Annotated in this window: 11 protein-coding genes and 1 tRNA gene; 3 read left to right on the top strand and 9 right to left on the bottom strand. The window is 43.1% G+C overall.

Going from position 1 to position 16,951, the window contains the following annotated elements:
- Nucleotides 1-5: 5 nt before the first annotated feature.
- The 4 genes from recD to C9J48_RS24825 all read right to left on the bottom strand — a co-directional run bounded on the left by recD (nt 6) and on the right by C9J48_RS24825 (nt 10,818).
- Nucleotides 6-2,111, bottom strand: a complete 2,106-nt coding sequence (recD, locus tag C9J48_RS24840; RefSeq protein WP_006232632.1) for an exodeoxyribonuclease V subunit alpha — start codon at nt 2,109-2,111, stop codon at nt 6-8.
- Nucleotides 2,104-5,724 carry an exodeoxyribonuclease V subunit beta gene (recB, locus tag C9J48_RS24835; protein WP_036804073.1) on the bottom strand — a complete coding sequence of 1,207 codons (3,621 nt, stop codon included), beginning with the start codon at nt 5,722-5,724 and terminating at the stop codon, nt 2,104-2,106. The genes recD and recB overlap by 8 nt, the downstream gene beginning before the upstream one ends.
- 455 nt (nt 5,725-6,179) lie before the next feature.
- Nucleotides 6,180-9,644, bottom strand: a complete 3,465-nt coding sequence (recC, locus tag C9J48_RS24830) for an exodeoxyribonuclease V subunit gamma (protein WP_006232630.1) — start codon at nt 9,642-9,644, stop codon at nt 6,180-6,182.
- Nucleotides 9,645-9,840: 196 nt separating this feature from the next.
- Nucleotides 9,841-10,818, bottom strand: a complete 978-nt coding sequence (locus C9J48_RS24825; protein WP_006232629.1) for a TDT family transporter — start codon at nt 10,816-10,818, stop codon at nt 9,841-9,843.
- Nucleotides 10,819-11,001: 183 nt separating this feature from the next.
- Here C9J48_RS24825 and C9J48_RS24820 point away from each other — a divergent pair, with 183 nt between their 5' ends.
- Nucleotides 11,002-11,892, top strand: coding sequence for a LysR family transcriptional regulator (locus C9J48_RS24820; protein WP_006232628.1), 891 nt, complete (start codon nt 11,002-11,004; stop codon nt 11,890-11,892).
- A 17-nt stretch (nt 11,893-11,909) separates the two neighbouring features.
- Here the strand turns inward: C9J48_RS24820 and C9J48_RS24815 are convergent, their stop codons facing one another.
- Complete coding sequence (locus C9J48_RS24815; protein ID WP_006232627.1) at nt 11,910-12,596, bottom strand: DNA-3-methyladenine glycosylase I; 687 nt, start codon at nt 12,594-12,596, stop codon at nt 11,910-11,912.
- An 83-nt stretch (nt 12,597-12,679) separates the two neighbouring features.
- Between C9J48_RS24815 and C9J48_RS24810 the strand changes: the two genes are divergently transcribed.
- Entirely contained in the window at nt 12,680-12,982 is a 303-nt protein-coding gene (locus C9J48_RS24810; RefSeq protein WP_006232626.1) for a YebG family protein, read from the top strand.
- Between the two features lie 302 nt (nt 12,983-13,284).
- On the top strand, nt 13,285-14,316 hold the full coding sequence (dapD, locus tag C9J48_RS24805) for a 2,3,4,5-tetrahydropyridine-2,6-dicarboxylate N-succinyltransferase (protein WP_006232625.1): 1,032 nt from the start codon (nt 13,285-13,287) through the stop codon (nt 14,314-14,316).
- A gap of 92 nt (nt 14,317-14,408) precedes the next feature.
- Here dapD and C9J48_RS24800 read toward each other — a convergent pair whose 3' ends face one another.
- The 4 genes from C9J48_RS24800 to C9J48_RS24785 all read right to left on the bottom strand — a co-directional run bounded on the left by C9J48_RS24800 (nt 14,409) and on the right by C9J48_RS24785 (nt 16,946).
- The gene (locus C9J48_RS24800; protein WP_242610864.1) at nt 14,409-14,732 is read right to left on the bottom strand and encodes a DUF2799 domain-containing protein; all 324 of its coding nucleotides are present in this window, start codon (nt 14,730-14,732) and stop codon (nt 14,409-14,411) included.
- Nucleotides 14,733-14,831: 99 nt separating this feature from the next.
- A complete protein-coding gene (locus C9J48_RS24795; protein ID WP_006232623.1) occupies nt 14,832-16,028 on the bottom strand; it encodes a multidrug effflux MFS transporter in 1,197 nt (398 codons plus the stop codon).
- A 113-nt stretch (nt 16,029-16,141) separates the two neighbouring features.
- Nucleotides 16,142-16,444, bottom strand: coding sequence for a hypothetical protein (locus C9J48_RS24790; protein ID WP_006232622.1), 303 nt, complete (start codon nt 16,442-16,444; stop codon nt 16,142-16,144).
- A gap of 425 nt (nt 16,445-16,869) precedes the next feature.
- A tRNA-Asp gene (locus C9J48_RS24785) sits at nt 16,870-16,946 on the bottom strand.
- Between the last annotated feature and the right edge of the window lie 5 nt (nt 16,947-16,951).

Raw genomic sequence — 16,951 nt, 5'->3', positions numbered from 1 at the left:
CAAGCCTACCCTAATAAACAGGCTAATCCACTTGCTCTTTCTGTTCGCAATCTTACAGCCCGAGCTATCACATCTGGTTGGGCAAACAAATACAAGCGGGTTTTCGCTCGTGTAACGCCGGTATAAATCAGCTCTCGTGTTAAAATAGGCGTGAAGTCTGCAGGCAACACCATTAAGGTATCTTCAAATTCAGACCCTTGCGATTTATGGATCGTCATCGCGTACACGGTTTCATGCTCAGGCAATCTGCTTGGCAATACGCTGCGAATAGCCCCATCAGGCATTTCAAAAAACACGCGCAGATGCGGTTTATTGGGATCGACTTTTTCATCAATCATGGCGATGCCAATATCACCATTATAGAGCCCTAAACCATGATCATTTCGGGTGATCATGACAGGTCGACCTTCATACCAAGTATCATCGGTTTGGCTTATTTTTCCAATTCGTACCAGTTCACGTTCTATGCGTTGATTCAAACCAACCACACCAAAATCACCCTCCCGTAACGCACATAATAACCGCACGCTAGAAAAGGCTTTTAATACCACTTCCGGCTCTTGCTTATGTTCAATGGCATCTAAATAATCACGGTAAAAGGTTACCGTTCGATTAATCATCTTTTGGTAGTTTTCTGCACTCAGAGGATAATGATTAATGTCTTTGAAATCATGTTGGCAAACTTTTTCAACATCATACGGTTTTCCATCATTAATCGCTTTCGCCAATTTACCAATACCCGACTCGGCATGAAAACGGTAACTTTTTTGCAGCATACATAAGCTGTCTGCAATAGGGCTGACACTGTTGCCTTCATGCATACCAAGATGAATACCAGAGACATTAAACCCTGTTAATTGGCTCAGTACTTGACCTTGCTGTGGGCTATATCCCTGACTGGAAAAAGCACAAATATCACCTAGCACAGCACCCGCTTCAACGGATGCCAGCTGATCACGGTCACCTAATAGAATTAATTTAGCATGGGACGGTAATGCATCAAGCAAACGTGCCATCATTGGTAAATCGACCATCGATGCTTCATCAACCACCAGCACATCAAGGTGTAATGGATTATCTCGATGATGACGAAAATCAACTTGATTAGGTACTGAACCTAATAAGCGGTGAATGGTACTTGATTGCGTTGGGATACGCAGACGCACATCAGGGTCAACAGGTAGCGACTGTACCGCTAAGCCAATAGACTCTGTCAAACGGGCAGCAGCTTTTCCTGTGGGTGCGACTAATTTAATGTTCGGTGTAATGACCTCATCACCGCTATTAGCATCATCAGCTTGCATCACTAATGCAGCAAGTAACTTGGCGACGGTCGTTGTTTTACCAGTACCCGGCCCACCTGATATCACCGAAAATTGGCGTGTAATCGCCATCGCTGCTGCTACTTTCTGCCAATTAAGGCACACAGCTTGTGGCACCAAATCATTCAATACCGATAACTCTTCCGCTTTATTGGCCGAAGTTAATGCCACATCAATGGCTTGCCAATCCAACTCACCCGCTTGAACTACATCTAACTTATCACACACTTCTTTCTGGCGACGTTCAACACTGTCACCAGTATCAGATGTTGTTAACGCCCCTTTTTTTAACTGCTGTAAGGCTTGATACAAATAGGTATAAGTACGAGGAAACAGCGTATTAAGCACCGATGGCATAACAGCGGCTGGTGCTATCGATTGTGCAGAATGCAGCAGTTTGTTCGCCACCAGCTGCTCAAAATGCCAATAACGGTGCAAGTATAAACGACCATCTTGAAGCACCAATGGTGTAGCATGCTGTTCACCTTGTGCCATATTGGAAATAACCGATAGACCACTCAGCTCTGCTTCCCAATATTCAGGCTCAGGCAAGCCATCCTGTAAAGTGACCGACACGCGGCTAGATAAGCCAAATAATGATTGAGTATTCAGATCACTTAACATCAAACAGACGTGTCCTTTGCCTAGCTCATGGCTGACAAGGGCAGTAATCAAAGCCACTAATGAAGAATGGGATTCAGGGCTTCGCAACGCAACGAATTTAGCAAACTGATAATCAAGTTGACGCAATGCACCTTGCTTTGTGAGTTCTTGCAAACGCTTAAGCATCAATCTGCTCTCCATCAATTAATTGTTCTAGTTCCAACAGTAATGCTTCACTTGGCCGCGCATGGAAAATGCCACTGTCGCTGCCTGCTTCCATACCGCGGAGAAACAAGTAAAACACGCCACCAAAGTGGGTTTCGTAATCATAACTAGGCATGCGGCTGCGCAGAAAGCGCTGTAATGCAAGAGCATAGATTTGGTATTGCAAATCATAACGGTGATCACGCATGGCTTCGACCAGCTGCTCACCACGGTACACACTAGGGTCATCCCCTAAATGGTTCGATTTCCAATCGAGTACATAGTATTTACCATCATGCTCAAATACTAAATCGATAAAGCCTTTCAGCATGCCACTGACCGTCGCAAAGCCCAGCTCACCGGCTTTGGCTGATACAGTGTCATGCTTTGCTATTACCTTATTCAACATTCTCGATGACAATAAGGTGATTGGCAGTAGAAACTCCATTTCCGTTAGTCGCTGTGACGGGTTCTTATCGACCAATTTCATACCCAGCCCGTCTAATGAGCAGTTCAGTACATCTTTAATCAATTGTTGTAATACTGGTAACCACACCAGATCATAATTTTCTTTTTGCAACAAATCGGTCAAGGTTGCCACGGTTTCAGGGCTGTCGACGGGCGCTGTAAATTCAATCTCTTCAAACACTGTATGCAAGAATGTACCGGGACGCGCACCACGCGGAAAAGTATAAATTGAATATTCAGGCTCTAGTTCAACCAGATTACCGTCATGATCAGCGCTGGTTTCGCCATCAATCGCCGTTTCAACCGCTGATTCAATATCAAACCCCGGAAGATCTAAACTACTGTCATGGTAGGCCTGATGCCCTTGCTTCACTAGGCTGGAATAACTGGTCATCCACCAATTGCGCTCAAGCGACATCGTAAACTGATTAGGTGATAACTCTGCATCTTCTTGCTCTCGCGGCTGCCACTTATCTTCAGGTAAAACAGGTGGCTCAGCAATGGTAATCGCAGGTTGGCTTTCTGCTAATTTCGCTAAGGCTAGTTCCAAATCAGCAATGGTGCCTTCTTTGCCATTTTGAATTAAATGCCCCATTGCTGAGTGATGTAATCCGGTCGGTTCTTTGGTACTCCGACCATTACGAATCGGAGCCATACCGATATAACAACCATACACCGCACGCGTTAGGGCGACGTAAATAAGACGAAGATCTTCTGCTAGGCGCTCTTTATCCGCTTTTTCAATTGAATCCGTTTGCTTGGCGATATCCAATACTGTGATGTTTTCTGCTTCATCGTGGTATTTCACTTCACCTTTACTATCAACCTCACGATAACTACACACAAACGGCATAAAGACGAGGTCATATTCTAGCCCTTTCGATTTGTGAATCGTGACGATTTGTACCAAGTTGCGCTCTGATTCCAAACGTAAAACCTGATCTTCAGCATTACCGTTTGGCTCTGCTACATGCTCGGCCAACCAACGTAATAAACCGTAATCACTGTCTAAGGTTTGACTCGCTTCTTGCAGTAACTCAGCAATATGCAGTAAATCGGTTAAACGGCGCTCGCCGCCTTCTTCTGCTAACAGGTTTTCAGCCATTTTTTCTTTTGCCATCACGCTACGTATCATTGCCATTACGCCACGTGTTAGCCATTGCTTACGGTAATCTTTGAAGTTATTGATTGCCGCTTCCCATGCATTCTCACTGTTGTTGAGTTCATCAAGTTCAACGGCTGTTAATGCAAATAAGCTAGAGGCCAATGCCGCACGTAATGCACGATCATCTTCAGGAGTAAGTACTGCTTGTAATAAACGTTGAATATCTGCCGCTTCAGCGGTTGAAAATACGCTATCACGGTTTGATAGATACACACTGGCAATGCCTTGCTCTGACAATGCCTTTCGTATTAATTTACCTTCATTACCAGTACGTACTAGCACCGCAATGTCACTGGCTTGAATTGCTTTTTTACTGTCTTTATCTTGGAAAAAAGCACTGCCTTGTTCTGCTTGAGTCAGTACATTCTGAATTTGTGCCGCGGTCGCATTCGCCATGGCTTCTTGATAACGGCCTTTCGTGACAGGCTTACCATCAACGCTATCTTGATGCCAGAACGTCAAGGCGTGTTGAGCTTGATTATCTAACCACCAGCTACGGTCAGGGGCTTTAGGGCTATGGTTAACCGATAAAAATTGAATATCTTGATCGTAAATAAACGGGCTTTCTGGTCGAGCGAAAACGCTGTTCACCGACGCAATCATATCTGCTGTTGAACGCCAGTTAGTATCGAGCGTGTAATGATCGTGTACCTGACGACGCGCTTGAATGTACGTGAAAATATCTGCACCTCGGAAGGCGTAAATTGCCTGCTTAGGATCGCCGATCATAAACAAACCGCATTCCGGTTGAGCACGATAAATATTACTGAAGATACTGTATTGCTGTGGATCGGTATCTTGGAATTCATCAATCATTGCGACTGGATACTGGCTCCGTATACGCCCAGCCAGCAGATCATCTTGATCGTTATCGATCGCAGCAGATAATTGGGTTAACAAGTCATCAAACGACAACCACCCTTTACGCTCTTTTGCTTGCGCCAATAACACACGACACTGTTCAATGGCATGCGCCATTAAAGGATCATGCAAGTTAGCCGGATTATCGAGCAGCTCACCAATGGCGACAAATACCGCATGCTCAGGCGCTTCACCCTTCGCGGTTTTTTCGATTAATGTTTGCTGATGAAAACGGTCCAATTTGTCGGGTAATTCGTAGCTATCAGTGGGTTGTGCTGCCCACTGGCTCACCTGTGCCAGCCAAGTTGGTAAGCTTTTCTTGGTATAACTGCGCTTATTAACTCCTGAATTGGCAATCAGAGGTTCAAGATCTGCTTCATGCTCACGCCATAGTGCTTTAATCGCATCGATACGCTGCATGTTTTGCTGATGCAAATCAGCTAATGAATCGCTCATTGCCGCAACTGACAACTTCACAGGCGCACCGGTTAAGCTGCCCCCGATGTCTTTTAACAACGCCGCCGGAGATGACCAAATATTGCGGACTTCATTGGCTAACGCATGAGGTAGATGGTAAAAATTTCGACGCCAATAATCGGCAGCTACCAAGCTTTTCAACTGGCTTTCATCGGTAACAAATTCATTATTAAAGCGACTACCCGATTCAAACGCATTTTGGGTAAGCATTCGCTGGCAGAAGCCGTGAATGGTATAAATGGCCGCTTCATCCATTTGGCGTTCTGCATTCAACAGAATTTGTGCCGCCGCTTTATGATCACTAATGGCGGTTAATAGCGGTTCAATAACCGGATCGTTACTAAAACCACGACAAAATGCGATTTGAGCATCATGAATGCGCGCACGGATACGATCTCTTAATTCGGCAGTTGCCGCTTCAGTAAACGTCACCACCAAAATCTGATCAACAGTCAGCTCTGATGCATGACGTGTTTCAGCGTTACCGTGCCCCAACAGCAAACGTAAATATAAACTCGCAATGGTAAACGTCTTTCCTGTACCAGCAGATGCTTCAATTAAACGCGCACCATGCAGTGGGAAAGTCATCGGCTGCAATTTAGTGGGTGTATTCGCACTATCCATTGGTTGATGATTCAAGTCAGACGAATTATCCAAGCCTGATTGCACATTCAAATCTGGTTGCATGATATTGCCAAAGCCTTTTGTTGTTGGCGTATCAGATATGCCGTTATTGAGACATTCACCATCCAATACCCATGATATAAATATGTGTTTTACAAACCATTTCTAAATGAAGTGGGAGCCGAATAACGCCCCTATCGTTCACTTCAGTGATAGTGATCACATTTACATTGTGATCAATCACTTATAAACACTTTTTGATTTGTAAAATACCATTATGCTTTAATGATGTGAGAGCTTACTCACGGTTTAGCGCCAGAGGTTTAGCTAGTATCGCCCGCAAGAAACGTGGTCTACCTCTGGACCTGTGGTCGTACAGCGAACACCCTACAAATAAAAAATGATTTGCTGGCGACCACGCTACACCTTCTTACTCCACAGCCAATCACTTATTCTCATTCATCTTCTACAACATCACTGTTTAAGATCGCAGCTTGTAAAACACGACTCGCTAATTGTGAGGCTTCAGCAGCAAGCTCATCATTCCATTGTGGCCATACTCGTGCGATATAGCTATCTGCACCTTCCCCAGGAAATAAGTACCCATCATTAAAGCAATCAGCCATCTTTTTCAGTGACTTATCAATGGTGTCTTCATCATCTTTCCAGCTACCATCACGGCCGATACATGCCTGAATACCCGCTTGCGCTGTTTTAGGAAAATAAGGCAAAGGTTGATTCAAGCCGTGGTAATACAACTCCACCACATCTTGCAGGTAAGCCTTGGCTTGATCCGGTTCGATAATAGATAACACAAGGTGTTTATCGGTACCTATTAGGTGAGTTTGTTGACCACAGTGGCTTGCTGCTAAACATAAATGATCAAACCAAGCTGTTAAGTGATCTTGCGCGCGAACTTTGCCGCTACGGTAACGCACTAAACCGGATTGATAACGCTGTTTTAACCACCCTTGCAGGTTCACCTCATGACCGTCGACTTGAAAGCGAAGATCAACTTCATGATCATCCTGTGGGCAATTAACAAGTGGCACAATTTGATCAGCTAACGACACAACTTCTGTACGTGTCATCGCTAAATCTAGATCACCAAATGCCGCGACAGGTAACCCACCAGCCGCTTTTTGTTCAGCAGAAAATGTAGCAAAAACGGCATCCTCATTCTTATTGCTCACCTTTGCATCAAGCAGCAATGCCAATAGTTCATCACGTAGCAAGTAGCTTTCTAAGCCATTCAATATGAACGGTTCATCATCTTCCATCACCCCCATAGGTGGTTCAAAGAAGACTTTCAAACGTCGATTAAAGAAGTAACGTACCGGTAAACGCCAGAAGCGCTGCAACTCCGCCAATTCTAAGACCAACTCCTGCTCACTAACCATGGGCTCTGCATCTAATGCTGTAAGCTGAAATGCTTTGTTTGCCTCACCATGTCGCGCAGCGGCTGGTAACCATTCAGCAGCAAAACTTGATTTCTCACCAATAAAGGCGGTTGGGCTAAAAGGCACCAGAGGGTGGTGATGAACTAACAGTTCTTCTTTCAATCGTTTGGCAGATTGATCTACGGGTAAGACTTCATCGCCTTCCATGCAGTAACCTTGCTGACAGTATTCCACCAGCTCACTGACTAATACTGATGGCACTTTCTCAGCGTTATCTTGAATCGAACGACCCACATAGCTGATGTACAAGGTTTCTTGTGCCGATTGAATGGCTTCAAGAAACAGATAGCGGTCGTCATCACGGCGTGAACGGTCACCTGCTTTGGTGCGGCCATTCATCAAATCAAAGCCTTCTGGCGCGATATTTCGCGGGTAAGCCCCATCGTTCATCCCCAGTAAACACACGACTTTGAAGGGAATTGAACGCATTGGCATCAAGGTACAGAAGTTGACCTGTCCTGCTAAGAAGCGTTGACTTACCCGTTCACCAGACAGCTTATCTTGCAAGTACTGCGTCAATACGGCTGGTGAGATCAATGACTGATAACCCGCATCTGCAAGTTGTTCATGCAAGCGATGTAGGTTATCGCGAATCGACTTCAGCACCAGCTCACCGTCTAATTCAACGGCTAAGAAATCGTCTAGTAATTGATTAAGCAGGTCGGTCCAAGACGATACGCATTGAGGCTGTGCCAGCTGCTCACGATAAGAGATCAAGCTATCAATAAACCCTGCAAGTTGCCCTGCTAGCTCGGCATCTAAACCTTGAACCTGCTCATAGGCAGAGATGCCATCAAATAAGCCCGCATCATGAGGCATGGCATAGCCCAACAACATTCGCTGAATACCGAATAGCCACGTATTTTGATTTTGCTCTGGCAGCTCAAATTGGCATGCGGTTTTCTCATCCAACCCCCACCGAACACCCGCTTCTTCTATCCAACGTTTAATTTTTTCGAAGCTATTACTATCAAAGCCAAACTTGTTCATAACAGCCGGAACTTCTAACAGCTCCAGTAACTCAGAGGCATTACAACGGCTTTCAGGCAAAGTCAGTAAACGGACAAATGCTAGCAAGATAGGGTTTTCTTGCTCGGCAGTTCGATCTGAAATCGAGAATGGAATATAACGATTACCTGGCGCATTGCCGAAAACGGATTGAATCGCCGCGCTATACGCATTGATGTCGGCCACCATCACAATCACATCACGTGGTTTTAGCCCTTTGGCTGTTTCGGCTTCAAACATAGCGAGCAAATTATCATGCAATACTTCCACTTCGCGCATCGGGCTGTGGCAAGCATGAATCGATAATGACATGTCACCATCGCTGATCGGAAACTTGTGGTCGCTGGAATCCAGAATCTGATCGTTCTGACGATCTTCTAGATTTAAAATATCGGCCTGAATCGCGTGCAGTAGCGAGTCAGGCTCAATATCAACAAAACCCGCATCCACTTCGTTGACCTGCATCTCTGATAATAAGTACATATTGTCACGCCCCAGCTTACCCATAGAGGCCAGTAAACTATTACCCACAACATCATTATGCATGTCATCATCATAATGATTTCCATCGGTATCTTTCAGCACTGCGACATTTTCGTCACCATGCAGCGTATCATCACTTGAAACATTCAGTTGCTTGATAGTCACTCGTTGATTGGCAGCCAATCGAGCCAAATGCTTACGATCGCGAATATCACCCCAGTAATAACGACAAGGGTTAGTAAACATCAAATGTACATCAATGTGCTCACCCAGTGCCGCTAATGCATCAAGATAACGAGGCGGTAATGATGAAATACCAAACACAAATAATCGCGGTGGTAAATTAGCTGGCAATGTTCCGCTACTGGCATAATTATCTAGCGTATCAATGAAATGTTCATATAAATTGGCGCGATGATAAGGCGACTGCCCCAATGCCAATGTTTGATCGTATAACGCTTGCCATAAAATAGGCTGCCAAGGGTGTTCATCCCCTAATTCAGCAACAACTTCACCTGCTTCCCATTGTTGAATCCACTCAGGGCGATACACTAAATATTGGTCGAAGATATCTGCTATTTTCTCGGCCAATTGATAAATTTTAAGGCTTTCTGGGTCATTATCTAAATAGCGTTTTAATGGTTCAAATTCCGGCAAACCCAACTGCTTAGGTAACACTTCCATCAACTTCCATGTCATCGCCTCTTTATTAAACGCACTGCGCTCGGGCACGTCGGCTAATACCTGAGTAAACATCTTCCAGATATAAGTCGCAGGCAGTGGAAACTCAAGATTTGCCGCTATGCCAAATGATGTCGCTAACTCCATTTTCAACCACTGAGACATACCAGGGCTTTGCACCAATATTTGCTCAGGTTCAAAAGGGTTATCTAGAGGGTTCAGGCGGATCAATTCGACTAACAGTGACTTCAACAAATCCAGTTGGTTGGAGTGATAAACAGTAAACACGCAGATATCTCACAAAAAGAGAAAGTTACATTGATTGTCTACCATCAACTTGCTGGCTGCAAACCTAAATTACAAATACAAAAAAGCCCGGCAGAACCGGGCAAAACACATAACTTCTGAATATAACGCTGACAAATAGCACACTCAAAATAATATGATACACATGAGCTTATTCTGAGTAATGCCAAACGTAATATTAAGCATTATGTGGAACAGGATTCAATAATCGTGAAATTGGGCGGTAGAACGCTAAGTAACGAATCGCGACATAAGAAACCACTGCCGTTGATACATAAAGCTCGATAGTTGCAAGACTAAATACTTGCTGAACATATTCAGGCGAAAAGCCGTATGCTGCCATCCAAACTGCTGTTTTATAAAGCGCTGTTGCACCAATCACCATTGGGAATGTAAATGCTGCATAACCAGGACTGAAATCAAGACGTAATAAGCGAAAGAAAGCAACATAGATAACAAAAGTCATTAATACTGCAATACCAGCAAGTAAGGCAACAATCACTGGCGATGGATTTTGTACCACCGTTAAATAACCTGCTAGCGATAAACTCGCAGGCGCTGCCATTATCGCAATTGTTGGTTTAGCTGCATCTGGAATTTCATGGCTAAAAATCAAACGGTAAATCATGATAGGTAACATGACCGCATACACACCCATACCAAACACTAATAACGCTTCAGCTATCGGACGCAAGGCACCACCAGGAAACGCCACATCAGCCACAATCAAACCAATCGGTGGCACAAACCAACTCGGTACCATGTGATGTAATTTAAACTCAACCACACGATGGTAAACAAACAATGCCAAGAAAACTAAATGCAGTATAACGGCAAATAACCACAGTACCTGCGCAGCATTCGGCGCATAAATACCTACCGCTTTTGAGACTGCCATTAAAGCCATCGCAAACGTTGGCACAACACTCCCAACAACATGGTGCGTTAAGTCATTCCAAAGCGACTTAGGATGAAAAAGAAATTTTGTAGCAAGAATCACTAACAATATTGATGCAATCACAGCGCCTGTAACCTGCCCTGTACCATTAAGATCCGCTGCATTTTCCCAGCACCAACCAAGACTTGCGATACCTAATGCTAAACCCGCCATAGGGGTTGGAGCGCCTGCTACTTTATTTTTAGTTGCTTTAATCATTTTGACCTCTCTAATTTCACCCCAAATCTCATGTGTTATGGTTAAAACCATTTCGGGCTGAAAACATTAATCTCTGAACACAAAATTATTATATATAATTTGAATTATTTATAATAATTGAATATATTGAACAAGAGATTAAGTTTTACTTAACGATAACAATGATAACTAAGAAGGGACAGTATGAACATTGCGCTGAAGCAATTAAAAGTTTTCGTCACCGTCGCACAAGAGCGGACCATTACGGCAGCAGCTGACAAACTGTTTTTATCTAAGCCTGCAGTTAGCATGGCGTTATCTGAGCTCGAAAAACAACTCGACCATAAACTTTTTGACCGCAATAATAATCGTCTTATCATTAATGAACAAGGCAAGCGATTGCTTCCTTTAGCTGATGAATTACTGTCACGTAGTCATTCAATTGAGAATTTATTTGATCAAACTGGCCCTGTAACAGGTAACCTGAAAATTGGCTCGAGTGATACGGTAGGTAATCAAGTTACCCCATTTTTATTAAGAGATTTTCGCGAGAGCTCGCAGCACTATGATCAATCACTGTTTATTTCGAATACCGCCCAGATTTGTCACAAATTAAGTGAATTTGAACTCGATATCGCTTTAGTCGAAGGTAAAGTACAGCAAAATGATCTTGTGACTGAACCTTGGCTCGATGATGAAATGGTTGTAGTTTGCCACCCAAGTCACCCGTTAACCTTGATTAATAACCTTCGCTTGGTCGATTTAGAAAATTCTGAGTGGGTACTAAGAGAACCAGGGTCTGGCACGCGTGAATTCTTCTTAAATCGCATATCACCTCGGTTGGAAAAGTGGCATCAAGCATTTGAACTCAACACCACCGAAGCGATCATCAATTGTGTGGCTGCAAACTTAGGTATCACTTGCCTATCAAAGTTAGCCATTCAACATGCCGTGAACGACAACCGGTTGGTGATTCTTAAATTACCCTTAGATATGCGTCGTCAATATTGGTTACTTTTTCATAAAGAAAAATACCAAAGCCCACTTCTTAAACTATTTCTGAATTTTTGCCAGAAGTGGGATTTAAAACGATAGGTCTAACCTAGGGTTCTCTATATCCGGTTGTCACCGCAACTGAACGAAATGATCTGGCTGATCTGAGATAATGGACGGCCAGTTTCTTGCTGCCAATCATTAAACGCTTGTTGCGTGGCTAATAATGATTTTTGAGTATCTCGCCCCCCGTCAATAACCCCGATATTACGTAGATAAGACTCCATATCTTGAGTCAATAAAAACGTATCTTTACCCATTACACGCAATGTATAAGGGCCAGTATTTCCACCAAGACGTTTGCCATTTTTTTTCATGTAACGCCATAAGCCAATAATGTCACTTTCCGGCCAGTCAGCAACCATTGCCGCAAAAGAACCATACTCAAGTGCTGCCTCATGGATCATTTGTGCATTCGCGGGAATAGTCATCACTTTAGTAAGATGGCGAATAATCGCAGGATCAGTCGCTTTTCGTTCCCACATATCAGTTGGTATCAACAGCATTTTTTCAATATTAAACTGAAAAAAGACCTCTTCGAAATTTGGCCACTTACTGCGTACCACTTTCCAACTAATACCGCATTGAAACACCTTCTGTGAAAATGCAGCTAGCCATCGATCATCAGGAATTGTTTTAATTTCCTGAGCGCTTAAAGGGACTGACAGTAAACTTTCCAGTTCATCATCTCCCCCTTTTCTTTCAGACGCTCGAGTATAAATTTGAGCAAATTTTTCTTTCACCATCACATTAACACGCTTATCACTGGACAGAAGACGTCATACTACTGTATAAGCAGCCAGTAAATCAATTTCTGGAGAGGGTGACCATGGCTGTTATCGTCAAATATGTAGTTGAGCGCAACGGAGAAGAAAAGATGACTTTCACCTCTAAGTCCGAAGCTGACGCATACGACAAAATGCTTGATATGGCTGATGAAATGTTTACTTTGCTTGCTGCTAGTGAACTTTTTGAAGATGAAGCTAAACAAGAAGAATTATCATTATTTTTAGCGCAAAAGCGTGAAGAAGTATTGATTGCTCTAGGTGCTAAAAAAGCAAAACCAGCACCTAAAAAGAAAGCTGAATCTGCTAAAATTGTTGAAGAGCAATCACAAGATGAAGCGGCTTAATCATTAATAATGATTTCAGAGGTAAACAATAACTGAGCTTAACCCTTCATTTTTTATTTCCTCTCAATGAATAAACCTCCTATCTAGGGGGTTTTTTTATGCATATTCAAATATTGTCTTACTATTATTCTCGTCATATTGCTGTCATTTTTGACTGATTGCTTATTCAGCCCTTCTATATCGCTTCAAGTGTCTTTATGATGGTTTTAATGTAATACCAATTTATACAAATTCAGCGACGAGCTTTTTAATGATCAAACTGATCCAGCTCTGAAAATATTTGAAATGGAGAACAATTAATAATGGCTAGCTTTTCAATTGCCTTAGGTACTGCGACTAAAAACCGTGACGGAAAAATCATCGAAGCATTTTTCCCAACACCTACGCTTAACCCTTCAGAAGAACTTGTTAAAGCAGTCGCTGCCGTTGTTTCTTATAAAGAAGGCAACCAGTCTATCGAAGTGACTCCAGCTCAATGCGCTGATCTTACGGTTATATTTCAAACTGCTGGTGATGAAAAAAGCGCACAATTTGCAGCGAAAGCATCACAATCTTCACAGACATTGATTCTTGTAATTCTGGCGACAGATGCAGCGCCAACATCTGTTTCTGAAGGCTTCTTAAAGCTTCAACTTATCTCGCACCGTCTAGTGAAACCTCATGGCGTAGTACTTGATGGCATCTTCGGCTTGTTACATAACATCGCATGGACCAACAAAGGACCTATTGATTTACCAGAGCTTGCAGAACGTCAAATGGATGCACGTTTGAATGGTGAAGTTATCATCGTCGATTGTGTTGATAAATTTCCTAAAATGGTTGATTACATCGTACCTACTGGTATTCGTATCGCTGATACTTCTCGTGTTCGTTTAGGCGCCCATGTTGGCGAAGGCACAACTGTAATGCATGAAGGCTTCATCAACTTCAATGCTGGTACAACTGGTGTGAGCATGGTTGAAGGTCGTATTTCTGCTGGCGTAATGGTTGGCGAAGGCTCTGATATTGGCGGCGGCGCTTCTATCATGGGTACATTGTCTGGTGGCGGTAAGATGGTTATCTCTATCGGCGAAAACTGCCTATTAGGTGCAAACGCCGGCTTGGGCTTCCCAATGGGCGATCGTTGTACTATTGAATCAGGCCTGTATGTAACTGCGGGTACTAAGGTTCGCATGCTTGATAACGAAGGCAAAGAAGTTGAAATCGCCAAAGCACGCGATCTTGCTGGTAAAGCTGACCTACTATTCCGTCGTAACTCAATCACCGGTCAAATTGAGTGTTTGACTAATAAGTCTGCAGTTGAGCTTAACAGTGAGCTTCACAGCAACAACTAAGCTAATTGCTTAGTAGATACGTGTATGTAAATATCACGCATTAAAAAGGCTACCTCGGTAGCCTTTTTTGTCTCTAACTGAGGGAGTGCAATTCAGTATCCACGTTCAATCACACTGTAGCTACTGCGCCCTTGTTTCGAGGCAGCACAATCATCGGGGTAACCTTGATTAATCACTGTTGTCACTGTTTTCCTTCCTGAACAGTAATCAAACCGCCCTTTTAGGTAACCGGCTCGGTAAGATTCATATTCAGTTTCCGATAACGCACCAAGATTATTTAGTTTTTTTTCATTTAATTCACGATAACCTTGCTCACCATGATAAGTTCCAAGCTGCTGCCACTCTTTATTTTCAGAGAGATCTACTTCGTACTGAGCAGCACAACCAGACAAGATGATCAGGACAATAAACACCATTAACCTCACCATACTTATTTCCTCAACCAATGACGTTTCATTTTCAACTACTGATAGCAGTGTCATTAGGTAAGTATGGTTCAGTGTCTCTATTTCGGGTTAATTTAATGCGGCTGCTGCTTGTTTACCACTTTCGCTTTTTGCACCAATACGCACCAGTATCAACCCCAAGCCAGCTGCAACTAACAGTACCACCCCTAAATGCCACGCTTGGCTCATGCCTAATCGCAGTAAAAAACCACTGATCAATGATGCAAATACCATTTGGCAAGCTCCAGATAAGGCAGAAACCGTCCCAGCTCGGCTGCCATATGGAATCAATAACATTGACTGTGCACACGGAAAAGCCATGCCATTTGCCATCGCGAGTAAGAAGTGACCCGCACTGATCCACTGTGGAGTCATCGGAGAAAAGAACAGTACAATACCAGCGATTAAATGAAGAAAAGGCGCAATCTGCAACACTTTTTGCGTGCCGAAAATAGGACGTATTCGCTGGCATAACAAGCCACCAGAAAGCATCCCGAATGCAGGAATCATCGCCCATAGTGCGTACTGTTCAGAACTCATGCCGATTTGTACTTGCATAATAAACGGCATTAACGAGATCGAAATCACCACTAATGAAAAGTTGATCCAGCCGATCCCTGCAAAACTAAGAAAGTGGCGCTCACGCATCAACGAGAAATAAGACACCACCAATTTACCTACAGATTCAGGTTTATTGGTTTGGTTAAGCGTTTCTGTAAAAGCAAACAACAGCACAAGCCAAATCAAGCCGATATAGGCTAACAAAATGATAAAGACCGTTAACCAACCCCAATAATGATTAACTAGCCCACCAATTACTGGCGCAACAATGGGTGTAAAAGCAGCAACAATAGCGACCCATGTCATCGCTTTCACAAAATTTTGATTTTGATAGGAATCACGCAAAGTGGCTCTTGCTAACACAGCAACACTGCCCGCCCCCAAGCCTTGAATAAAGCGTCCAGCTAATAGCCATGAAAATGAATCGGCATGCGTAACAGCAAGAATCAAACCGAGCAGGGCAATTAATAAGCCTGACAATAAAATAGGTCGACGACCAAACACATCTGAAAGTGGGCCATATACTAATTGAGAAGGACCAAAACCCAGAAGATAAACAGAGACTAATAATTGGGCTTGATCAGCACTAACATTTAGATCTTGTGCGATCCAAGGTAAAGATGGGAATACTAACCCTAGGCTTAACTGTCCAATGCTGACAATCAAACACGCTAGTAATAAAGGTTTCCAGTTGAACCTTTCCATGTTTCTCCTAATTTATGCGATGTACCCTCCATTATGCACGTTATTAACAAAACGATAAGCAGCGTAAAAATAAGGCATAATTTCCCACTAGGAATGAATGCCTTGTTTAAACATTAGTGCTTTTTAATTGTATATGTCAGTGGGTTTTTAAGTGAAAACTTACTGCCTGTAGTTTCAGCTTTACGCTGCTTCATTCCCAGTAATACTTCTTTCTGTACACGTATAATAGAGAAGAAACGGATCACCATAAAGGCAATGAAGATCGGCATAATGAACTGTGCTATAGGCGCAGATTTCAGCACTAAGTCATTGATTAGCCATACAGCGATCATCAATAACATAATGAAAAAAGAGTGAGGCTTCAGAACAATTTTAACTTCGTCTTCATTTTCTGTTCTCTCATAAAAAAACTTCATGCATGTACCTATTTATTGGGTCTTAGAAATTGCCCTAACATTCTCATACTCGTCCAGCAGGTGACAAGTGCTTAATGAACTCTATTTCAAGTCAGTTGTAACAATTCATTGAAAGCACAGTAAAGCGTGTGAGTGTTAGTACAAGAGAATATCTACTCAGTACTAGTTTCCATTTTCTATAGACGTAAAAAAGCCCTAATATTTTCAGCTCTACCTTAAGAGAGGGCTTCTTCAATAATGGCTACGTTAACGGGACTTTCTATCTACCTCAAACCAGCACAACTCATGGCGTGACAGGCCGCTAAGCTCTACAATAAAAAGCCTAACTAACTGAACTACTACTTCGCAGTGTCTATTCTGTGCGAATATCTATTTTATACAGACGTAAAAAAGCCCTAATCTTTCGATTAGGGCTTCTTCAATAATGGCGGAGTGGACGGGACTCGAACCCGCGACCCCCGGCGTGACAGGCCGGTATTCTAACCAACTGAACTACCACTCCGCAGT

The sequence above is a fragment of the Photobacterium profundum genome, from assembly GCF_003026285.1.
GTDB lineage: Bacteria > Pseudomonadota > Gammaproteobacteria > Enterobacterales > Vibrionaceae > Photobacterium > Photobacterium profundum.
Note: the sequence above shows the minus strand (reverse complement) of the source record. Positions and strands in the feature narration are given on the sequence as shown.